23 protein-coding genes are annotated in these 22,711 nt (G+C 33.4%); 15 read left to right on the top strand and 8 right to left on the bottom strand.

The features are described 5' to 3' along the window. Positions 1 to 118 precede the first annotated feature (118 nt). The 3 genes from LNP81_RS10175 to LNP81_RS10165 all read right to left on the bottom strand — a co-directional run bounded on the left by LNP81_RS10175 (position 119) and on the right by LNP81_RS10165 (position 3,189). A complete protein-coding gene (locus LNP81_RS10175) occupies positions 119 to 1,648 on the bottom strand; it encodes a SulP family inorganic anion transporter (RefSeq protein ID WP_230035517.1) in 1,530 nt (509 codons plus the stop codon). A gap of 276 nt (positions 1,649 to 1,924) precedes the next feature. Further along, a complete protein-coding gene (locus LNP81_RS10170; RefSeq protein WP_230035515.1) occupies positions 1,925 to 2,137 on the bottom strand; it encodes a hypothetical protein in 213 nt (70 codons plus the stop codon). 71 nt (positions 2,138 to 2,208) lie between these two features. Further along, positions 2,209 to 3,189 (bottom strand): hypothetical protein, encoded by a 981-nt coding sequence (locus LNP81_RS10165; RefSeq protein ID WP_230035513.1) that lies wholly within the window; start codon positions 3,187 to 3,189, stop codon positions 2,209 to 2,211. A gap of 182 nt (positions 3,190 to 3,371) precedes the next feature. Between LNP81_RS10165 and LNP81_RS10160 the strand changes: the two genes are divergently transcribed. From LNP81_RS10160 to LNP81_RS10140, 5 genes are all read left to right on the top strand, one after another. Beyond that, on the top strand, positions 3,372 to 4,373 hold the full coding sequence (locus tag LNP81_RS10160; RefSeq protein ID WP_230035511.1) for a sensor histidine kinase: 1,002 nt from the start codon (positions 3,372 to 3,374) through the stop codon (positions 4,371 to 4,373). Next, positions 4,343 to 5,056, top strand: coding sequence for a LytR/AlgR family response regulator transcription factor (locus tag LNP81_RS10155; RefSeq protein ID WP_230035509.1), 714 nt, complete (start codon positions 4,343 to 4,345; stop codon positions 5,054 to 5,056). The genes LNP81_RS10160 and LNP81_RS10155 overlap by 31 nt, the downstream gene beginning before the upstream one ends. Before the next feature lie 177 nt (positions 5,057 to 5,233). After that, positions 5,234 to 5,803: a hypothetical protein gene (locus LNP81_RS10150; protein WP_230035507.1), complete on the top strand. Its 570-nt coding sequence runs from the start codon at positions 5,234 to 5,236 to the stop codon at positions 5,801 to 5,803. Between the two features lie 322 nt (positions 5,804 to 6,125). After that, positions 6,126 to 6,485 carry a hypothetical protein gene (locus tag LNP81_RS10145; protein ID WP_230035505.1) on the top strand — a complete coding sequence of 120 codons (360 nt, stop codon included), beginning with the start codon at positions 6,126 to 6,128 and terminating at the stop codon, positions 6,483 to 6,485. 627 nt (positions 6,486 to 7,112) lie between these two features. Beyond that, on the top strand, positions 7,113 to 7,487 hold the full coding sequence (locus LNP81_RS10140; RefSeq protein ID WP_230035503.1) for a hypothetical protein: 375 nt from the start codon (positions 7,113 to 7,115) through the stop codon (positions 7,485 to 7,487). 322 nt (positions 7,488 to 7,809) lie between these two features. Here LNP81_RS10140 and LNP81_RS10135 read toward each other — a convergent pair whose 3' ends face one another. Continuing rightward, positions 7,810 to 8,508, bottom strand: coding sequence for a S24 family peptidase (locus LNP81_RS10135; RefSeq protein ID WP_230035501.1), 699 nt, complete (start codon positions 8,506 to 8,508; stop codon positions 7,810 to 7,812). Between the two features lie 92 nt (positions 8,509 to 8,600). On the opposite strand from LNP81_RS10135, the gene LNP81_RS10130 reads away from it, so the two are divergent. Together LNP81_RS10130 and LNP81_RS10125 are read left to right on the top strand one after the other, a co-directional pair. Beyond that, the gene (locus LNP81_RS10130; RefSeq protein ID WP_230035499.1) at positions 8,601 to 8,813 is read left to right on the top strand and encodes a hypothetical protein; all 213 of its coding nucleotides are present in this window, start codon (positions 8,601 to 8,603) and stop codon (positions 8,811 to 8,813) included. A 221-nt stretch (positions 8,814 to 9,034) separates the two neighbouring features. Next, positions 9,035 to 9,712: a hypothetical protein gene (locus LNP81_RS10125; RefSeq protein ID WP_230035496.1), complete on the top strand. Its 678-nt coding sequence runs from the start codon at positions 9,035 to 9,037 to the stop codon at positions 9,710 to 9,712. Here LNP81_RS10125 and LNP81_RS10120 read toward each other — a convergent pair. The 3 genes from LNP81_RS10120 to LNP81_RS10110 form a co-directional block, all read right to left on the bottom strand. Next, on the bottom strand, positions 9,709 to 9,948 hold the full coding sequence (locus LNP81_RS10120; protein WP_230035494.1) for a hypothetical protein: 240 nt from the start codon (positions 9,946 to 9,948) through the stop codon (positions 9,709 to 9,711). The genes LNP81_RS10125 and LNP81_RS10120 overlap by 4 nt on opposite strands. Positions 9,949 to 11,161: 1,213 nt before the next feature. After that, positions 11,162 to 11,767 (bottom strand): YkgJ family cysteine cluster protein, encoded by a 606-nt coding sequence (locus LNP81_RS10115; protein WP_230035492.1) that lies wholly within the window; start codon positions 11,765 to 11,767, stop codon positions 11,162 to 11,164. Positions 11,768 to 12,111: 344 nt separating this feature from the next. Continuing rightward, positions 12,112 to 12,531 carry a DoxX family protein gene (locus LNP81_RS10110; protein WP_230035490.1) on the bottom strand — a complete coding sequence of 140 codons (420 nt, stop codon included), beginning with the start codon at positions 12,529 to 12,531 and terminating at the stop codon, positions 12,112 to 12,114. A 266-nt stretch (positions 12,532 to 12,797) separates the two neighbouring features. Between LNP81_RS10110 and LNP81_RS10105 the strand changes: the two genes are divergently transcribed. The 5 genes from LNP81_RS10105 to pdxR all read left to right on the top strand — a co-directional run bounded on the left by LNP81_RS10105 (position 12,798) and on the right by pdxR (position 18,686). Next, positions 12,798 to 14,039 (top strand): TMEM143 family protein, encoded by a 1,242-nt coding sequence (locus tag LNP81_RS10105; protein ID WP_230035488.1) that lies wholly within the window; start codon positions 12,798 to 12,800, stop codon positions 14,037 to 14,039. 628 nt (positions 14,040 to 14,667) lie between these two features. After that, the gene (locus LNP81_RS10100; RefSeq protein ID WP_230035486.1) at positions 14,668 to 15,141 is read left to right on the top strand and encodes an Mpo1 family 2-hydroxy fatty acid dioxygenase; all 474 of its coding nucleotides are present in this window, start codon (positions 14,668 to 14,670) and stop codon (positions 15,139 to 15,141) included. Beyond that, entirely contained in the window at positions 15,141 to 15,872 is a 732-nt protein-coding gene (locus tag LNP81_RS10095) for a hypothetical protein (protein WP_230035484.1), read from the top strand. The genes LNP81_RS10100 and LNP81_RS10095 overlap by 1 nt, the downstream gene beginning before the upstream one ends. Before the next feature lie 519 nt (positions 15,873 to 16,391). Further along, entirely contained in the window at positions 16,392 to 17,147 is a 756-nt protein-coding gene (locus tag LNP81_RS10090) for a hypothetical protein (protein WP_230035482.1), read from the top strand. Positions 17,148 to 17,273: 126 nt separating this feature from the next. Next, complete coding sequence (pdxR, locus tag LNP81_RS10085) at positions 17,274 to 18,686, top strand: MocR-like pyridoxine biosynthesis transcription factor PdxR (protein WP_230035480.1); 1,413 nt, start codon at positions 17,274 to 17,276, stop codon at positions 18,684 to 18,686. Between the two features lie 60 nt (positions 18,687 to 18,746). Here the strand turns inward: pdxR and LNP81_RS10080 are convergent, their stop codons facing one another. Then, positions 18,747 to 19,010 carry a DUF2024 family protein gene (locus LNP81_RS10080; RefSeq protein WP_230035478.1) on the bottom strand — a complete coding sequence of 88 codons (264 nt, stop codon included), beginning with the start codon at positions 19,008 to 19,010 and terminating at the stop codon, positions 18,747 to 18,749. A gap of 199 nt (positions 19,011 to 19,209) precedes the next feature. Here LNP81_RS10080 and LNP81_RS10075 point away from each other — a divergent pair, with 199 nt between their 5' ends. From LNP81_RS10075 to LNP81_RS10065, 3 genes are all read left to right on the top strand, one after another. Further along, positions 19,210 to 19,941: a YggS family pyridoxal phosphate-dependent enzyme gene (locus LNP81_RS10075; protein ID WP_230035476.1), complete on the top strand. Its 732-nt coding sequence runs from the start codon at positions 19,210 to 19,212 to the stop codon at positions 19,939 to 19,941. Positions 19,942 to 19,971: 30 nt separating this feature from the next. Beyond that, entirely contained in the window at positions 19,972 to 20,685 is a 714-nt protein-coding gene (locus LNP81_RS10070) for an AAA family ATPase (protein ID WP_230035474.1), read from the top strand. Between the two features lie 259 nt (positions 20,686 to 20,944). After that, positions 20,945 to 22,552, top strand: a complete 1,608-nt coding sequence (locus LNP81_RS10065) for a tetratricopeptide repeat protein (protein ID WP_230035472.1) — start codon at positions 20,945 to 20,947, stop codon at positions 22,550 to 22,552. The last annotated feature ends 159 nt before the right edge of the window (positions 22,553 to 22,711 follow it).

Here is a 22,711-nt window from a genome sequence, read left to right as displayed (position 1 = left end):
AAAGTCTGTCGGGTTTCTCGTTTAAAAATTAATCTTAACGTGCCAATTGGATTGCCCTTCGACTTCGCTCAGGGTGACATTCGATAATTAATAATTAATAATTAACCATTTACCATTATTAAGAAACCACCTTATACGTAGGATCTTCTATAACATTAACTTTAATAACCGCTTCGGCATTTTTAAGCAACGTAATACAATCTGGACTTAAATGCTGAAGTTCTATTACTTTATTGAGCTGATTGTATTTTTTAGTCAAATTATTCAAGGCTTCAATTGCCGACATATCAGCGACACGACTTTCTTTAAAATCAATAATCACGTGATCCGGATCATTTGCAACATCAAACTTTTCGAAAAAAGCAGCTATCGAACCAAAAAATAATGGTCCGTAAATCTGGTAATGTTTTACTCCTGCTTCATCAATAAAATGTCTTGCACGGATTCTTTTGGCACTTTCCCAGGCAAAAACAAGGGCTGAAATAATAACACCAATTAAAACTGCTAAAGCCAGATTGTGCAATACAATTGTAATTACTGCAACCAGAATTCCAACAAAAATATCGTGCTTGGGCATCTTATTGATGACTCTAAAACTTGCCCATTCAAAAGTTGTAATCGCCACCATCATCATTACACCTACCAAAGCCGCCATAGGCAATTTACCAATTACCGGAGCACCAAAAAGTATGATTAATAAAATCGTTAAAGCTGCAATAATTCCTGAAAGTCGTGCTCTTGAACCTGCCGAAAGATTGACTAAAGTTTGCGCAATCATTGGGCAGCCTCCCATCCCGAAAAAGAAACCATTTAAAATATTCGAGCTTCCTTGTGCGATACATTCGCGATTGCTGTTTCCTCGTGTTCCGGTAATTTCATCGACAAGATTTAACGTAAGCAAACCTTCGGTTAAACCTACGGCGGCAACAATTACAGAATAGGGAAATATGACTTTGAAAGTTTCAAAGGAAAGCGGAATATTCGGAATATGAAAAGGAGGAAATCCACCCTGAACAGAAGCAATATCTTCGACCGTTTTGGTTTCGATATTAAAAATCAAAACAATAGCAAAAACTACCATTATCGCAACTAACGAAGCCGGAACTGCTTTGGTCAGTTTCGGAAAAAGTAATACGATTCCAATTGTAAGTGCAACTAAACCCAGCATAATATACAAAGGCGTTCCTTGTAACCACGAAACTTGCCCGCTGACAACCGTTTTAAATTGCTCAAGTTGCGACATGAAAATTACCACAGCCAAACCGTTTACGAAACCAAACATAACCGGCTGAGGAACCAACCGAATAAATTTTCCGAGTTTAAAAAGTCCGATACAAATCTGGACTACGCCGCCAAGTGCAACAGCCGCAAAAACATATTCTATCCCATGAGATTTCATTAAAGCAATCAAAACAATAACGGTTGCTCCTGCCCCGCCTGAAATCATTCCGGGTCTTCCGCCAAAAATCGCAGTAACTAAACCGGCTATAAAAGCAGCATATAAACCAACCAGAGGTGGAAAACCTGCCAGGATAGCAAACGACAATGATTCCGGAATCATCGTCATAGCGACTGTTAAACCTGCTAAAATTTCGTTTTTGTAATTGACTTTTTGTGTAAAGTCAAAGAGATGGAGCGCTTTTTTCATAAGCTGCAAATGTAGAAAATAATGCCCAAAAAGAATAGTAACCTTTTCAAATCTGAAAAAGTACTATACCAAACAAAATAAGCTTTTAAACAGTTAACTAAACTGTTTTAAAAGTAAAAGCAAAAGCGAAATAATAAAACTTGTCATAACTTAATTTTCAGAAAAACATCGTACAAAACTATCTATAAAATGGTATATAAAGCTACGTATTTATACCTGTTTTTTATTGATCCAACCTCATCACAAGAGGGACATCAAAAAAACATTAAAAACAAATTAATCTAATTGTACACAAGTATAACCCAGACAATTTACATAATCAATAATGTTTTTTGGCTCTAAATCTACACCTTCTACACGCAATATTTTGTCGCAATCTTCCAGATCAAAATTAATTTTATAATCGGGAAACTGGGTAAGAATTACGGCAATAATATAATTGGTATCTGCTTCTTTTTGAACATTTGTTTTAAAAACTTCAACTACCATAATTATTTATTTTTAATACTTTATGAAATAATAAATGAACTATAGAACTGCGCTATATCACAAATTCTGAACTAAAAAGGATTGTAAGAGATTCCCAATCTAAAATATCCCTGAGCATCTTCTTCGTGCTCATAAATATAATTAGACGTTCGTTCACCTCTTTCTGTTACACGAGTACTCAAAATATTATTAACACCTCCTTTTAAAAAACCAATTATCTGAGGCGCGATGCGGTATTCATAGGTAATACCAGACTTTAATTCTAACTGATTTAACTCGTAAATTCCTTTTAAATTTGAAGCATTTAAATTTAAATAAAAACTTTCAGAATTTAGTTCTGTTCCAAAGGAAATTCTTCCGTTTTCTAAAAGTTCTCTTCTGAACAATAAACGCTGGGGAAGAATGAAATCCAGATCCCATTTTGAGTCCTTAAATTTATGGTTAAGAGTAAAAAGTGGCGTGATCGGGATAATTGCCGAAGGATCGATCATAGCCAAAGCCCCAACGGTAATGGTAGTGTTTGCGGTTCTTTTAATAACAATATTGGCCGTTACAAACCCTTTTACACGCTGTACATTATCCTGATTTCCGTCGACAGTTGCGGTGGCATTGTAAATAACCGGTTTATTAAAAATTTTAGCCATATAAGTGGCGCTCAAAGCTCCGGCAAAATAATGAAATTCTTCTTTTTCTTTTGTGTATGTCGAAGCCGAAGCATAATTGTAAATATCGCCAAACTCATAGGTTTCGTATTTATAACGCAAAGATCCCGTTAGAACAAACCGTTTTGATGGTGTGGCAAAAAACGGAACATTGATCGCTACTTTTAAACGATTATGACCATCTATTCTACCTCTTTCAAAACGATCTCCAAAAAGCCGTGAATCATAATTTGTTGGTCCCAATTGTTCGTATTGTACGTCTAAAATTCTTGTGGTCGGAAATTTATCCGTTATTGCTTTTACTACGGTTTGCATAGGAGCTTCTTTATCCTGAGCCACCGTTCGTATCGACGCACATACGATTAAAACATAGATGATTTTTGCTTTCATAAAGGGAATAAATTAAAATTGTTCTTGGAATTAATACACAAAACCCGAAGCAAAAGTAATTGTGAAGCGGCTATTATAATAGCATATTTATACCAATGGCGTATCATTTATACGAATGGCGTTTGTATAATTTATGCTTTACAAAGTGCTACAAACTATAATATTAGATTAATTTTGCCGTTATGACGATTCTTAAAATTTATCAGAACTTTTTTCTCCGAAATATCATCGTAAACACCTTTATAGTTTTGATTATTTTGGCTTGTGTTTATGACGAAATAAAACTAGATGGTCACGATTGGTCTTATATGCTTAGTAAAATAGCCGTTGGGTATTTGCCTTGTATTATATGGGTTACCATCTTTAACATTTTTATCATCAGACCTTTTTTATTCAAAAAAAAGCTAAAAACATTCTTTACGCTATTTGTCATTTACTGGACTTCATTTTACTTTTTTATGAATTGGTTTTTTCCGCTGGTTGGTTTGGGAAATTTCAAAACGCTTCAAATATTATCTCTAATTATCAACGGAATGTTTTTTTATTTTATTCATGTTGTAATCACTAAAAAAATTACGGATGCAGATAAGGATATCATGAATTTCAAGTCTGAGCTTTCGTTTTTGAAACAGCAATTGAATCCGCATTTTTTACTGAATGCCATGAATAATTTATACGGAGAATCGTTATCTGATCCTGATAAATTGCCGGACAGAATTTTAAATCTTTCCGATATGCTTCGTTATCAGATTGAAGCGACCAAAAAAGATTATGTTTTTCTGGAAGAAGAAATTGCCTTTATAAAAAAATACATCGAATATTATACTTTCCAGAACGAACGCCTTGTGGTGACTCAGCATTTTGAGGGCGATTTTGATAGTATCGATATTCCACCTTTGTTCTTTTTGCCCTTGGTAGAGAATGCAGTTAAATTCTCTGCCGAAACGCCGAAACCTTTTATAAACGTTGATCTAAAGGTAAAATGCAACCAATTGACTTTTACTTTAAAGAACAATTATCTCGAATCAGGTTCACGGCTTTCGAGCACCGGAATTGGAATCGAAAACCTAAAAAGACGTCTCGAAGTTTACGGTTTACGACACGAACTAAACTGCAAGAAAGAAAAGAATATCTTTATAGTAAAATTAAAAATATGGCAATTACCTACCGCTGTCTTATCATAGACGATGAATCGCCGGCACATAAGGCGCTTGCATCGCACATCTCTAAATTTGACGACCTGGAACATTCCGGAAGTGCTTTTAGCGGTATGGAAGCGGTAAAAATGCTCAACGAAAACACCTATGATATTATTTTTCTGGATATTAATATGCCTGTAATTTCCGGTGTCGAATTGATGGAGTTACAACCCAAAAGACCGCTTACCATTGTAACCACAGCTTATTCTGACTTTGCTCTTTCGGCGTATCAAAATGATGCTATAGATTATTTACTAAAACCTATTTCGTTCGAAAAATTTTCGAAAGCGATCGAAAAAGCCAGGATTTATTTCTCCGGCGCTACCACAAAAAAAGAAACCACTACAGATACTAAAGTCCTTTCGCACCGCGTAAACGGACAAATGACAGAAACCCTTCTAAGCGATATTATTTATATCGAAAGCTTGGGCAACTACATGAAATTGTACAGCACCAAACTAAAATCGCCTATTATTATTTACGGTTCGCTCTCGAGCATTGCCGCAGAAATTGACAGCGCTAATTTCATTCAGGTACATCGTTCGTTTATTGTAAATATTACCAAAATTAAGGCTGTAACTTTTAAATCACTTACAATGCTTAATGGCGAAATTATTCCTGTTGGAAGGAAATATCAGATTTTATTGGATAATTTGGAAATTAGATAATTTTGCTTGGGCTGGGCTTGAAGGCACATATATATTCAATAAAAATTACCCAAACGATCCTAATGATAAAAATTATACTGATAGAAATAGAATATTAGCAAGAGGTTCAATCGAAAAGTATAATAAGCCACGAGGAAATCAAATACCAATAGGAAAACCTTGTAATTAAAATTTAATATGAAAAATATAATTATCCTTATTTCAATAATTACTACCAGTCTAATTTCAAATGCTCAAAATACTGTTGATGATTATGACTCTATAAACGCTTACTTAGATAGCCGAAATATTAATCCTAAAAAACCTAGTATGGTCATTAAGGAAAAAGGCAATAATAAAGGAGCATTAAGGATTTTTTACGGAGGTGACGAATTATCACATTACACTAACAACTATAGAAGCCCTTTATTTAATCAAAAAGCTTGGGAAGAAATGTGCAAAATATATTCTAACGACACTATTCCTCGATCTTGGAAACCTATAGATTTTCCTAATTATAATTTTATTTACCAAGAAAAGAAAGGCTTATGGAACTTTGAATTCTTTGATAAGTATGAAAGAAGTCCAATGAATGTTTACTTTATTTCTGAACCAATGTACTACAATCAAAATAAATATGTGATTTTCGAATTTTCTGAAGGAATTACTGGCACTGGTGGAATTCAAAGAAATCAAATTATAATTATGAAAAAAAATAAAGACAAATGGGAAGTTGTCGAAACTATCTACGATTATATATTACATTAATAATTCTGAATTTTAAATTCCCAAAAAAATATGTGATTTAGCATTTTCATTGACAATAACAACGATTTTCAATCCGTACGACTAACAATAAAAAAGCTGCAAAACCAAAATTTTGCAGCTTTTTTCATTTCAAACCTCAAACAAAAAGCAATTTACAATCACGCATTACAAATCCCACCAACCCTCATAGTTAATTTTCATTTTGTGGTATAAATCTTGATATCGCTTAAAAAAGCCTATATAAAAGCTATAAACCAAAAATTGCAATTCTTAGATCGCAATTATATTAGCTAAACCACTAATCACTAACCACAATTAACACATGAAAAAACTACTACTTACCCTTACGTTATTATTCAGCTTCTCTGGTTTTGCGCAAACCATCAACGGAATTCCCATTCAGGATCTCGATGTAGAATACCTTCAGATCATTGGAACTTCAGTATATATGTCTTCTAAAGTTAAGGTTTCGATCGACATTGGACAAAGAACAAAACTGATGTCGAGCAATAATGATACAGCGCGTTTAAAAGATAAAAACGGAGAAGTTTTGGTGTTTAATTCTATTATCGATGCTTTAAACTTTATGGCGGCGTACGGATACGAATTTATACATTCGAATATTGTAGCTGAGGGAGGAGAAAATGTTTATTATTATTTGATGAAAAAAAAGGCTAAATAGCCATACGCAACGATAGCGGAGATCTGCAATTACAAGTGTTCGAAACCTTATTGCTCCGAAAGAGCTTTGGCAATAGCATGGTGCGAAGCACTATGAATAAAAAACGATTATAATTTTAAGCCGTGTAAGGGCGCAAGCCTCATTTCAAAAAGTATGTTTAACCTATTTTACATGATGTTCTCCTGGAAAATACCTTTTTATTTGCATCTTCATTCTCTATTTTCTTTTACCCTTTCAGGGCAATTTGCACTTTTGGTTTAATTCGTAGCGCGTTGCACTACGCTATTGCACTTTAGGGCTTTCAGCCCATTTTTAAAAATTCCGCACACTCATGATTTGTAATCCGTGCAATAGCAATAAAATGCTAAGCAAAAAAACATTCTAAAAATCTCTAATCCTTTTTCCCATAAAAAACGCCTAATTCTCATTAGTTATAAATCATTTTCTTAAAAAAAATGCTTTCCTAGACCAATTTTTCTTACATAAATAATTATATTCGCGATGCCACTAAATCGTTAAATTAATTCCAGAAAAATGACTCTTTTTAAGTTCCTATTTCGAAAATCAAATATAGAATGCCCACGATGTCTGGGCAAAACATTTGTTGACTGGGACGATATACATCGTATGAACAAAGCACTCAAATGGACACCTGCGCCGTGTGCCTATTGTTTAGGCACTGGAAAGGTAGATAAAGAGATGCCTGCGAAAGTTGCGATAGATTATACGTACCTCACCATCGATTTGCCGGAATCAGAAATGGAAAAAATAAAAGAAGGTGATACAGAAATACTGGAAAAAGGCAGATTGCACGAACTTTTTCTAGATGATCTTATAAAATATGCCGAAAATCACTTTTTGCACAATCAAATGGATGCTGAAAGTATTGCCGATTTATACTTAAAAACAGAAGAGGAAAATGCTCTATACTCAGTAGAAAGAAAAAGCCTGATACTATACGTCGAAAAAATAATAGAATTTAAAAAAGCTGAATTTAATTAATTCAACAAAATTATCCTGTTCCTGTCCTACTTTGGTTCTATTTACGATTTAGCAATAAAAACCTTATATCTTCAGCTCTTTTGGATAAAAGAAACTTCAAAAACAGGTATAAATACGTATAGCCAAAACTTATTTTACGGATAATTTTGCAGTAAATAATTTTTACTTTGAGTTGTTTTCCGTAACCGGAAAATTATTAAAATGATGTCTTTTTTTTTTGGAACAATAAAGTGAGATTTCTAATCGATGCCAACGATTAAAAGTCTCACTTTTTTTATTTCTTTAGTTGAAATTTTTAAAGAAGAAAGTATTCTGCTAAAATTTAAAACTGAGAATTAACCCTAATCGATGCTTTTACTAAAGCCAGGGCCTTAATAGTACTTATAGGGAATTCTATAGTTTGATGATCCGGATTTTGCGCCACCAATTGCACGTAGGATTCTTTTTCTGATTGTTTGAGAAAACGTGTAAAAAAGAAATCATTACCATCGTTGTTGATATATACAAGGTACAGTTCGCCCCAAACAATATTTCTCTCTAGATGAAATACTTTTTTATACACTACTATATCCCCACTTTTTAGCACAGGATACATACTATCGCCAATAACATATAAGGCACCGTCGCACTCAGAAATTGTAGGTATTGAGACATGATCTACAGGAGTTTGATATTCGTTGTTGCCAAACAAATCGATAATTCCTGAAGTGGTTTGAATATTATAAAGAGGAATTGCTCTGTTTAATGAATTTTTATCTGTTTTTTTATAGAGTTTTGAATTGTTTTCTTCTAAAACATCAAATTTCAACATCTCTCCCTTACCTGTTAAAAGCCAATCGAGGTTAATATCTGTATATTTATTTAAGATATTTTCTAATTTATCAAGACCTATTGTTTTATTGTTTTTTAGCTGACTGGCAAAAGAACCATTAGACATACCCACTTGCTTCTCTAAGGCGCTTACCTTAATACCTTTATAATCAAGATAGTGTTTAATTCTTTGTATAGTATTTTCAGCCATAAAGCATAATTTTTTAGAAAAAATCTTACATTTATTAGTTATTTAAGAAATGTCCTACTATATTTGTTGCGCAATAAGAAACAAATTAAGCAATGGACAAACGTACGAAAAAAAACACAAAATACACTTACGATCCTAGCCTGATTAAGGCTTTGGTCGAAAAATACGGGTATACACCTTCTTATATTCGTCAATGTTTAAACCTTAATTCTAATAGTATTACTGCCGATATCATAAAAGCGGATTACAAAGAATTAGAAAAAAAACTAAAAGATATACTCCTGAATTTCAACAATAAAGCATAAAAATTAAACAATACAATAACTAACAAGAACGAAAAAAGGCAAGTAGCAAAAGTTCTAATTAACTAACATAATTTTAAAGTTTCTTCTATTATAAATGTTTAGTCACCGCTATAAAGGCAGCAAGGTGCTCCTCCATTCACTAAGCTGCCTGCAGTGATTCTTTAAAAATAAAGCTTTTAAAATTTTTCGTTTTTAAGCCAAAATCTTTTAACCTTTAAGAAATGAATACAAATTCATCCTTTTTTGTTTATGCTCTCCCAAAATCAAATTCGCTGGGACATTCTGTAAAAGATAAAGACATAGCTCACGGGCTTAAAAAAGTAGTTGATGCTTTCGAAAAAAATTTTGAAGGATATCAGTCCGGAAATATACAGTTAGAAATTTTCTACAAAAAAGATGATAAGCATGAATTGGTACTCGCACAGCAAACCATATCAAAAATGAATATTTTTCTGGGATTGCCTGTACATACATGGGAGAATTCAGGCGACGAATATCTTAAGAGTGCTATACGCTGGGAGAGTTCATCTAAAAGTATTTTCGACGTTTTAGACTATCTTGCCGTACATAAAAAGGAACTTTTACCGCTTTTTCATTTTACCGTATTGCAATTTTATCATTACGGCACAAAAATAACTGAGAATGCACAAATAACCTATATCGTAGATTCTGCCAAATTATTTATTGATCTTTATATGATCCTGCCCTATTCCTTACACGAAGAAAGGATGTATCAACTTATAGCCAGTTTATATAAAGAACTTCCCTTTAAGCTAAATCCTAAAAACTTCAGACGTCTTGGCCCTAAAAATAACAGGCGTGCTTTATGGAAACTTGATGATGAAACACAACAGCTTCTCGAATCGTATTTAGAAATTAATGAGGATTTATCTAGTTAAATATTTTTTATAATGTAAATCAATATCTCATCTTCTAATTCTTTAGATAAGTTTTCATGTTGGAGCTGATGCTGAAAATCACGCTCTATTTTTTTTCTGAATTTTTCGGCATTTATTTTACTGATACAATAATCATCACAAATCATTTTGAATCGATCATCTACCAAATACATGATCTTAATAGATTCGATATATTCGGCAAATTTTGCGTTGTACAATTCGTTTGGGAGGGACATAGAATGATTTTTTTAAATTAAGTAAACCACAAAGCAAAATAAAAACACTACAGGCATAAACTACATAATGACAGCTAACAAATTAATCTGAGAATTCTTAAAAGTTACGTTTTTCTTTTGTTTTTAATACATTACGTGCGATCAGTACTACTATAGATCATTCTATTTTTTATAAATCATTATTCTTTATAAATCTTAGGCAGTATTAAAAGTCTTATAAAATTATAAGGTTAAAAAGACATAAATCGTTTTTTAGAAACAAACTATGTTTCAAATTATAAAATGAAACAAGCTTTGATTATGCACCAAAAGTAAATGCATTGATATTGGGATATCTTAAATAAATTCCAAAAAATAGAAATTCCAAAATAAAACAAGGAAATTAAGATAAAATCTATAAAATTATTTCGTCGTTTAATCAAGAAAGTAATTAGAAAAATCCGTTTTTATCAGCGTTTTCGCTTTAGCGAATCAGTAAAATCAGTGTCTAATTGTGACGCGGATAAAACAGATTTACTTCGTAAAAACGCGAAAAAAAACGGATTTGACTTGCAATAATTTTATTTTCTAAAAGCATAACTTAATGACATTGCCCGAAGCTTCATAATAAACTCCAAATTCCAAAATAAAACAGGGAAATTCCAATCTTGAAGCTCAATGTCATTAAGTTAAGATAAAATCTATAAATTATTTAGCCGTTTAATCAAGAAAGTAATTAGAAAAATCCGTTTTTATCAGCGTTTTCGCTTTAGCGAATCAGTAAAATCAGTGTCTAATTGTGACGCGGATAAAACAGATTTACTTCGTAAAAACGCGAAAAAAAACGGATTTGACTTGCAATAATTTTATTTTCTAAAAGCATAACTTAATGACATTGCCCGAAGCTTCATAATAAACTCCAAATTCCAAAATAAAACAGGGAAATTCCAATCTTGAAGCTCAATGTCATTAAGTTAAGATAAAATCTATAAATTATTTAGCCGTTTAATCAAGAAAGTAATTAGAAAAATCCGTTTTTATCAGCGTTTTCGCTTTAGCGAATCAGTAAAATCAGTGTCTAATTGTGACGCGGATAAAACAGATTTACTTCGTAAAAACGCGAAAAAAAACGGATTTGATTTGCGATAATTTTATTTTCCAAAAACTTAACTTAATGACATTGCCCGAAGCTTCAGAATTCCAAATTCCAACCTTTGTCCCTTTGAACCCCTAATCAAGCTATATTCCCAAGTCCGTTCGGAAGTGGTCTGTAGGCGTAATAATGCAAAACTTCTTCGATTGCTATTTTGAGCGCCTCGTTTATTGGTACTAAAATAACGCCCATTCTAAGGTCTATCTGTTTCAATCGCATATAATAATCAGTAAAAATTGGAACATATTTACCGTTGTTAATAGCTTCTTCGGCTGCGATGAAGTTTTCCTGTTGTTGTTCTTTGATGATTTTGCAGGTAGCCAAACGTAGTTTTCCGTATTTATCAGTGTTGGCAGCATAGCCAAAAAGTCGGCATATTAGCCCGCGGTACCTATAATTACTGCAATTTCCTTTATGTTCTAACACAGAACGCGGACGGTATATAATGCAATTATGAGTAGAAGTCTGATTCAAAAGTGCTAAGGTTTCCTCGGCTTTGCCATTCAAAAACAAATGAAAAGCCCAAGGCAAAAATTCTAAAGGCGAAGCATCGATATTGGGTGTAGTGCAGCATTTCCCACAGCCTGCATTACAATACAAATGAGTTTCTGACTGAAAAGCAGTAATTTCAACTTCAAGACGGTCAAATAATGCTTCAACCTGCCTAACCTTATCTTCTATTCCCATCCTTTTTTTGGTAAGGTAGGTTAATAGAAATGGCTCTGGCCATGATGATGATAGTATTGGGAAAAGAAATTCCAATCCAAAATCTGGATAAATTCCAAATTCCAAAGTTTGCCTTCTTTAACTTTCTAATAAAACCTTAGAAACTTAATCTTTGTAGAGTTTCTTGCGAGGATTTCTCCTCCGTCGAAATGACAAGATTGTGTTTAAACTTTGCGTCTTAGCGCCTTTGCGCGATTAATTTTATTCTCTAAAAAACTTATCCCTTTGAACCTTTGTCTCTCTGAAACTTAAAAAAAGCCTTTGCTCCTCTGTCCCTTTCCTAAAAACCTTAGCAACTTAGTCTCTTAGCGTCTTAGTCCCTTAAAAAAACCAATTGCTCCGGAAGACCATAGCGCCCATAAAATTAATACCGGCTGAAAAAATAATCTGGTCAATCGCGCCTGATCTGTGTTCATTCCAAGAGCATCTATTCCGTTTAGATATTGCGCAATATTTCCAGGAAAAACCATTACATAAAAAATAGCCAGAAAAATTCCGATTTTTACTTTGTGACTGGTCATAAATACCACGGCAAGTCCAATAGCCATTTCTACAATTCCGGAAAGTATCACCACAAGATCTTTATCAAGCGGAACCCAATTAGGAACCTGCGCCTGAAAATCGGTACGCTGAAAAGTAAAATGCCCAATGGCGGCCATTATCATAAAAATTCCCAAAAGTATTCTAAAGAAATTTTGAGTTTTAGTAGTCTGTATATTTTCCATATTAAGGTGTTTCTTAGCTTAAAGTTTTAATTTCCTGTTTCAAAATCTGAGTTTTACTTCAAAGCGAACTCTTTCAAATTTACGATAATCTGTAGTACTTTAATTGCAAAATTCTGCCGGAATTGTTGTGTGATATCCATGTCATTACCGCCATTCAACCTTTAAAAGAAAATAATAAAACTTTAATACAAAATCCGTTCAGAAATCAAATTTCCGATGCTACTTTTGCGTTTTAGAAATACCACTAAATTTAAGCCCCAAAATGTATGAAGCGAGAACATTATATTCCCTTTAATAAGGAATTCTTACTCGAACAACAAATCGTTGCTTTCTCTGATGATCAAAAAAAGGTCGAAGATTTCAAAAAATTATTTGATATCATCGAGCACTATTTTCATTACGAAGCCTTTAACCTGAACCGAAACCTAAAGCAAAACTACGCTTTATTCGATCCGGATTTAAGCCTCAAAGAACGTCAGGCATTTTTAGGCAAAAGTGATTTTTCTGTTTTCAAACAAACCCTTCTAAAAGTTTTAGATCAGGGCAATTATCGCCGTGTAGATCAGGAAACTTTGGACAAATCCTTTGAAGATTCGGATTTAATTGGCCTGAATCTTTCGATAGATTTTAACGCCTTCAAAGATTACGAATTGTACGTTCGCGGTCACCATCAGGCAAAAGAAAAAGTAAAGAAATATATTTTCTGGAAGAAAGAAATCGAAATCGAATATTACGATCGTGTCCTGATTTACCTTAACTATAACGAGAAAGAATACTTAAGCGAAAACAAAGTCAAATTAGGCAAAATGCCTATAGATCCCGGAACAATCGCTTTAAAAATCTTTAAGCGTGTTCCTAAAAACGATCTCGAAACCATTTTCCCCAATGCTATCCCAAGAATGTCTACCAGAGACAAATTATTCTTTTGGGTTCCGGGAATTGGAGGCGGAATTTCGTTATTAAGTACCACCGTAATTCCGGCCTTAATTGGTATGTATGCAGCGTATCAATCCGGCGAAACGATCGATTTGCTCAACAGCAAAGCTTCGTTAAATCAGGGTTTAATTGCCCTTGGCGTTTTGTCGTTGTATTTATTTCGCCAATACAGCAATTTTGTAAACAAGAAAATCAAATATTCTAAAATACTTTCAGACAGTCTATACTTTAAGAATCTGGGTAACAATAGCGGCGCTTTTTATTCGCTATTAAATTCATCCGAAGAGGAAGTGCTTAAAGAAACCATTCTCGCTTATACTTTTTTATACCAAAGCGACCAACCTTTAACCGCCGAAGAACTCGACAACCAAATAGAATCCTGGTTCTCGACAAAACTCAACACCGATCTTGATTTTAATGTAAAAGATGCTTTATCGAAACTAAAAAACATTGGCCTTGGCATAGAAACCAACGGAAAATGGGACGTGATTCCGCTAGACAAAGCCCTTATTACGATCGATGAATTGTGGGATAATGTTTTTGAGTATGCAAATTCGTCTGTCAATATTTAGGAGCTGTTTCCTGCACCCGAGCCTGAAAGTGCGAATTGGCGAAGCAATACACTTGTATCTTTTATGTCCGCCGCGGCGGACACAAAAGAATACCGCTTATATCAGAGCTAGGGCACTTGTTTTCATGAGAAAACTTATCTTCTTATTGTCATACAATACCTTATTTAAAAAACTCATTTTTAATACATTATTACGAATGTCACCCTGAGCGAAGTCGAAGGGCGTTCCCATTAGAACGAGGGCTTCGACTTCGCTCAGCCTGACAATTGTTTAAAAAATAGGGATAACAAGATAATGTCGAACGTTAACCAGCGCATTTTTGTCATCCCGAGGCACGAAGGATCCCCACAAGAAACTAACACAAAGCATATCAAGATTGTCGAGCTACTCGTGTGGATCCTTCGTGCCTCAGGATGACAAAAACAAAAAATCTGTGTAAATCCGTGTTTTTGCGAAGCAAATCCGTGTCATCCGCGTGCTATGACAAAGATTGTCGAGCTTCTTGTTTGATCCTTGCTGCGTTAGTGAACTTCACTTGAAACGGATTATTTTTTAAGTCAAATTCATAAATCGATCAACGAAAAAGAAATTTGATTAGATTTACGCAACTAACCTCAAAACCAAAACAATGAGAACATTACAACAATGGTTTGATGAATATGCCGTAAGTCATCAAAACCCAAAAAACAAGGCAATACATTATATTTGTGTTCCTGCAATTTACTTTTCTATAGTTGGATTATTAATGAGTATTCCGAGTGGTTTTATTGCCAATACATTAAAACTAAATGCGCCTATTATCGAAAATTGGGCTGTTGTAGTGCTCATTTTTGTACTCATTTTTTATATTCGTTTATCGGTTTCAATGGCTTTTAAAATTGCAATTTTATCAGCAATATGTTTGGTTGTAAATTATTATATAGGCCAACTTGTTCCTTTATGGATTTTCTCTATAGGCGTTTTTGTGATCGCCTGGATTGGGCAATTCTACGGACATAATATCGAGGGCAAAAAACCTTCTTTCTTAAAAGATCTTCAGTTCCTGATGATTGGACCGGCCTGGGTGGTAGAGAATTTGTTTTCTAAGAAAGTAAACCAATAATGACAAAATCAATAGTTCTCCTTTTATTATTTTCGATAGTAAGCTGCTCCCAAAAAAACAAAGAACAAGGCGTGTCTCTTCCTAAAAAAGTCACCGCAAAAAAAGAGGTCATTAAACCTGAAACTAAAACAGATACCGCCAAAACTGTTTTAGAAGAAACGTTTACAGATAGTACTCAGGTTGGCATTAAAGGAAAATTTAAATTAATCGTCAACCAATTTCGATCTGATGACAGCACCTATGTTGAAATTCATCTTTTTGAAAAACGAAACAACAAATGGTCGATCAAACAAAAACTGGAATACCTGAAAGATGGCATAACAAATTGTGATGCCGAACTTACAGATTTCAATAACGACGGATTCAATGACCTTACTTTTCAATCTTCGGTTGCGGCAAGAGGCGCGAATGAAATAAGAAAACTGCTCATTTTTGATCCGTCAAAAAAGGAATTCGTTCTAATGAAAAACTCCGATCATTATCCTAACTTACAATATAACGAACTTTTAAATTGTGTTGATGCCTGGCTGGTTTATGGAGGAAGTTCAACGGTATTTTTAAAAATAGAAAAAGACAGCTTAAGAGAGTTTGCCGGGGTTTCACTAGACAATAATGAAAGGGAAATTTATACCATCGACAAAAAAGGAAAACGCAAAACCTTAAAAAAAGAATTTGTAAAAGATTTAGAAGTTTATACAAGATATAAAAACTACAATCCTTTGACTGAGTAGTGATTTAGAATAAGGTTCTAATAACGAGCACTTCGACTTCGCTAAGTCTGACAATATTTGCAATGATTTTTTTACCCAATCTTGTCATTTCGACGGAGGAGAAATCTCCGTAAGTAACTCCTCAACGTAAATCCAATCTATGTCGAGCTCCTCGCGAGGATTTCTCCTCCGTCGAAATGACAATCATTATGGTTATTTTGTGTAAAATTAAAGTTCTTACAACTGAAGGTAAATCTGCGCAATGAGGACTTCGACTTCGCTCAGTCTGACAATATTTACAATGATTTTTACGCAATATTATGTTTAAACTTTGCGTCTTAGCGCCTTTGCGAGATTAATTTTATTTTCTAAAAAAGCTTAACTTAATGGTATTGCCCAAAGCTTCGGGCGCAAGATTAACTCCTGAAAAAAAAATACTTTTATCATAGAAATTGCAACGACAAAACATAATTTTCATCTTTTAAATTCCTTTACAATTTTCCATTAACTTTATCATTATCAAACCAATACATCAACAACATGAAAATTGATATCAACAATGAAATTAAAATTGAAAGTTATGATGTTTTCACGTACAGAAGAATCAGACGTGCTATTGGTTATCTGGCGATAAGTCTTCCGATACTTCTAGTCGGTTTTTCTTTGATTTCTTACTTTCAAACTGATATTCAGCATTCTATCAGTCATTATTATTATACTCATTTACGAGAGTTTTTTACAGGAACTTTATGCGCTGTTGGTTTATTTTTAATTCGGTATAAAGGTCATGGAAATGTTTCGATCTGGAAAAACGATAATTTACTCACCAATATTGCCGGAATCATGGCTTTGGGCGTTGCTTTTTTTCCTACTAACCCCGACAAAAATAAAATAGACCCCAAGATTTACACGCTCATTTCTTCTAATCAGGAATGGCTCGGCTGGCTTCATTATGGTTTTGCTGCTATCCTATTCTTCATAATGGCTTTACTGGCCATTAATGTTTTTACGATAGGACAAAAAAACGAAACCAGAACTCCAAAAAGCATCTTAAACGAAAATAATATTTACAGAACTTGTGGTTATTCAATTATACTATTTGTTGTTTTGGTGCCCATATCAGAGAAACTAGAACGATTTGAATATTCGACTTTGGTTCTCGAAGCATTGTCTCTTTTTGCTTTCGGGATTGCCTGGTTAATAAAAGGGCGTGCATTAGGAGATAGTGGTATAAAAGGTAAAATGCTTTATCAGGAAGATAATCCGATTGATACTGAAAAAATATTGGAAGAATAAAATCGTAGGCAATGAATTTAAAAAACAGATCTTTTCATGTATTAATCAGATTTCATTTGCTTGACAAAAATATCTTAACTTTGGTCTATTAGTATAATGCTATTTTACTACAAATAACTAGTCCAGATGTTACGACCTTGGTCCTTAGAAATTCAGTTAGACAAAAAATCGAATACCGCACTTTATCTGCAAATTGCCGATGCAATCATCAATGCCATAAAATCAGGTAAATTATTCAGTGGCAATGCACTACCCGGAAGCAGACAATTGGCAGGTTTACTTCATGTAAATCGTAATACCGTAATTGAAGCCCTTGATGTTTTGATCGCCGAAGGCTGGCTGATTACAATGGATCGAAAAGGAACATTCGTAGCCGATATATTACCCGAAATTGGCCTTGAAAAAAAACAGCAACAAAAAGCAAATACTAATGAGGACGAGGTAAAGCCATATCTTATTTTTGATGATGGCCTCCCCGACAGCCGCCTTGCTCCTATGACAGATTTGGCGCGTGCTTACAGAGAAATATTCAACAGAAAATCGCGTTGGCAAATTATGGGCTACAGCAATGAATTTGGGAATACTGAATTTAGAAAAGCAATTGCCCAAATGCTGAATTTTAAAAGAGGAATGAATATTTCGCCCGATCAAATTTGTATTACGCGCGGCAGCCAAATGGCGATGTATCTTGCTGCGCATTCCTTATTCTCGAAAGGAGACTATGTTATGATCGAAAACCCGGGGTATAAACCGGCATGGAAAGCGTTTGAAAATGCTGGTGCAGCTTTGCTCCCGATAAGCATTAATTCTGATGGTTTAAATTTAGATGAAGTCGAAGAATACTTAAAAAAATACAATTCAATAAAAGCCATATATGTTACGCCACATCACCAGTTTCCTACTACGGTAACAATGAGCCTCAAAAAAAGATTAAAGCTTATTGAATTATCCAATCAATACGGATTTACGATTATCGAGGACGATTATGATCATGAATTTCATTTTGGTCAGCGCCCTATTTTACCCATTTCAAGTTACGAAAGTGCCCGAAACTTTATTTACATTGGCACTTTAAGTAAAATTGTGGCTCCGGCATTGCGTATTGGTTATTTGGTTAGCACTATTGAAAGGATTGAGAAAGTAGGCGAACATCGAAAAATAATCGATGTGCAAGGCGATAATATCATGGAAGAAGCAGTATTACATCTTATTAATGAAGGCATCATCAAAAGACATCTTAAAAAAACGAACTTGATTTATAAAGCAAAGAGAGATTATTTTGAAAGTCTTTGTCAGCAACATCTCAAAGACAAAATTACGTTCTCTAAACCAGAAGGAGGTTTGGCCTTTTGGATTGTTCCAAAATCAGAAATTGACATCGCATTTGTCTGCCAGCAATTATTAGCTAAAGGCATTAAGATTATGAATCCTGAGAATTTTAGTTTTACAAATTCTGCGTCCGGATTTAGATTGGGTTATGCGTCGCTGACAGAGCAACAAATGGAACAGGGAATTATAGCCCTTTCAGAATACCTATAAAAAAACTAAAAGCTAAAATACTTTCAGTCTAAATTCTTCAATTCTATTTTGGGAGAATAATTAATTGCAATTTTCCATTTCGATAATAGAAAAACCATTTTCACGAATTTGGTTTTCTACTTCTTGAGGAGCTTTATCTATATGACAAAACCTACATTCTTTTGAAGTTAAAGGCTGACCTTCTTGCGAAACGGTTTTTAAATAACTTTTACCAAATTCAAAAATCTCATTTTCATCATTTGTATTCTCGTCTACCAGAATATCAAAATGCATAATTTTTCCGTCTTTTCGGGTTACATAAGTATCCCATACTGCTACTTTCATATTATATACTATTAAATAATTGATTTTTTTTAATAGAACAAATTTACGCTGGTTATCTAGCAGCGACATAATCCAGTTTTTTCATTTATTACACATTACTGGTCTGGTTGTAATTTTAAAAACAAAGCAAAAACTGGACTACTTTAAATACCAAAAACTGGATCGCAGCTTTCGTCCATACAAGTCTTAATTTTGCCACATGAAAGAGATGATAATTTCCAATTTAAAAGAGGTTCACGATCGAATCGAAGCTGCCTGTAAACTTTCAGGCAGGAATCCGTTAGATGTACAATTGTTATTGGCGACTAAAACTGTTCCTGCTGATAAAATCAGGATTGCGATCGAGGCCGGTGAAACCTTAATTGGCGAAAACAAAATGCAGGAATTACGGGATAAAGATCCAGGATTAAAAGAATTGAGTATAGAACGTCATTTTATTGGTCATCTTCAAACCAATAAAATCAAAGATGTACTGAAATATGTTTCGTGTATACAATCTCTTGACCGATTGAGTCTTGCACAGGAACTCGACAAACAATTGCAAAAAGAAGGACGAAATCTGGATGTTTTTATTCAGATCAATACTTCATTCGAAGAAAGCAAATTTGGACTTAAACCTGATGAGGTCATCTCTTTTATTCGTGAAATGAAACAATACGAGACTTTAAAAATAAAAGGCCTGATGACGATTGGTTTATTAGATGTCGAAAAAGTAAAAATGCAGCCTTCTTTACGATTACTTCGAGAAATCAGGGATGAAATTTATAAGGCGAAAATAGAAGGAATAAGCGAATTAAAACTTTCTATGGGAATGTCTCAGGATCTGGAACTGGCTATTGCCGAAGGATCTAATCTGGTGAGAATTGGGACTTCGATCTTTGGAAACCGCTTTTTGGGAAAAGAGATATGGAATGAAAATATTGCAGAATAAAATCTAATTTTGCACCAAATAAAAATTCAGATGAATCTATACGAACTTACCGTAAACGATACCGAAAAAATAACTTTAGCCGATTTACTTTTTAGTGAAGAAAATAAAGCTGCCTTAAATCAAACCATCAAAGAGCATCAATATCTTGAAGAATTAAAAAAGTACAATCTTAAAGTAGATAACAAAATATTACTTCACGGTCATTCCGGCTGCGGTAAAACGACAACGGCAAAAGCGATCGCAACTGCTTTGAACAAAAATATCGTAATTATCAATCTGAGTACTTTAATCAATGCCCGAATTGGTGAAACTTCAAAAAATGTAAAAGCGATATTCGATAAAGCGATCAGAGAAAAATCTGTATTATTTTTAGACGAATTCGATCAGATTGGTAAAAGCCGGGATAGCGATGACAAAGACGTTGGCGAAATGAGACGTTTGGTAAATACTATTATTCAGTTGATTGATTATTTACCAACGGATAGTTTGCTTATTTGTGCTACCAATCATTATCATACCATTGACACCGCTTTATTGCGACGATTTCAATTGCGCTTACAATTCGAAATGCCAAGCGAAAGCGAATTAGATCTTTATTATGATAAATTACTAAGCAGCTTCCCTACTCATTTACAAGATATTCCACGCAGGTATTCTATTTCTTATGCTGAGGCCAAAGATTATGTTCATACTATAATGAAAAAGCAAATTATTGCAGAGTTGGAAGTTCAGAAGTTGTTGTAAAAAAAGAAAATATATAAATAAGAAGTCTGCAAAATCAATTTGGTTCTGCAGACTTTTTTTTGAACTTTTAACTAGCACATTAACTCCTTATAGATTAAACAAAACTAGTATCGTTATTATATTTTTAGTTGAATTGAACACTATTCGAAAGAAAAAATCAGACAAAACAACACAAAATGAAATTTATCGTTTAAAGACTATTCTGATCCTTTATATTTTGTTTAATTTTGAAATTCTTCCCTATATTTTTTTTAACACAATGGCACGATTATTTTCCATTTTATTTCTTTTACTTTCTTTTACTATTCATTCGCAGTCAACTAAAGAAATGATTGACAGTTTGAATGGTATAAATGATCATCAGAAAAAAGTAGAACTGTGTCGGAAAATTGCATTAAATCTTCAAAAATCTGATTGGGACAGGGCATTAAAATACATCGAATTAGCGGAGACGGAAGCAAAAAAAACAAAGGAATCAGAAGTTACTCTGGCAAATGTTTACATTACAACAGGTAAAATGTATGCATCAAAAGACGTTTTAGATATTGCTCTACAGTATTATTTGAAAGCGTATGATATTTATAAAAACAACGGCAATCTTGAGGAAATATCCAAATTAGAAAACAATCTGGCAATTATTTATGCGGTAGGAAATAACAAAGAAAAAGCATTAAAATTTTTCCTTAACGTTTATCGCTATCAGCAATCTAAAAATGATTCTGTTAAGCTTGTAAAAATCTTAAACAATATTGGTACTTTATATCTCAATACAAAATTAGATTCTTCCTTGTATTATTATCAAAAGGCGTATTCTATAAATAAGTTCATAAAAGACGATGCTTTAAAGATTAATGTCTGTACCAATTTAGCAAGAGCTTATGCTTTAAAGAAAGATAAGACCAATGCTGATTTTTATTTTGACAAAGCTTTTTCTTTATTAAACAATCATATTGATAATTTAGGACAGGCTTTCGTTTATGAATCTTTCTCTGAATATAAACTTAAAGAAAAAAAGTATGATGAGGTAATTGTAAATGCAAAAAAGGCATTAGAATTACGTAAAGAAAATCTATATACCTATTCAGGTCTAAACCTCAACAAAATACTTTATCAGGTATATGTTAGCAAAGAAGATTATAAAAATGCGGTGTATTATTTTCAAAAATACAATGCAATCAACGATAGTATACATGTCGAAGAAAAAGCTGTAAACATAGAAAGAATAAAACTTGAACAGGATTACAAAGTTCGTACCCAGATAAAAACACTTATTGAGCAAAAAAGGCTATTCAAGTATTTTGTAGTTGGTTTAATACTGGTTGTAGGCATATTGATTTTAATTATTTTATTGATAAAATATCGTAACAGAAATATCAAAAACCAGCTCGAACAAGAGAAGTTAAAATCGAATATGAAAGCCTTAAACGAAAGCCTTGAAGCCAAGAAAAAGGTACTCATAGGAAAGGCAATGGCAGAAATACATCGTACAGATAGTATTAATGAAATCCTGACTGATCTTAAACAAATTAAACTCAAAACGGTTAATAAAGAGATGCAGCAAGCTATTGATATAGTCTTAAAACGTCTTGAAAAAAATCTGAATACCGATATCTGGAAAGAATTTGAAATAAGTTTTGAGCAGGTTCATAAATCTTTCTTTGATAAACTAACGGTCGATTATCCTTCTCTTACTCCTAAAGACCGCAGATTATGTGCGTTGCTATATCTGGATTTAACCACAAAAGAAATTTCACAAATTACAGGTCAATCTTTCAAATCCATAGAAAATGCCCGAACAAGACTTCGCAAAAAGTTCGATTTAACCAATGAGAAAGTAAATCTTTCCACTTATCTCAATACCATTTAGTTCACATACTCCTTAATTTAAATTTAAACTAATCACCTGTTTTAGTTTACGTTATACTATTTTGAGTGTTTTTTGGGTGATGCTTTTTCGCCTGAGAGTGTTTTTGTAATAGTCCTTTTTTTCCAAAACAGATGGCTCCATTCTACATTTACCCAATCG

The organism is Flavobacterium piscisymbiosum, from assembly GCF_020905295.1.
Taxonomy (GTDB): Bacteria; Bacteroidota; Bacteroidia; order Flavobacteriales; family Flavobacteriaceae; genus Flavobacterium; species Flavobacterium piscisymbiosum.
Note: the sequence above shows the minus strand (reverse complement) of the source record. Positions and strands in the feature narration are given on the sequence as shown.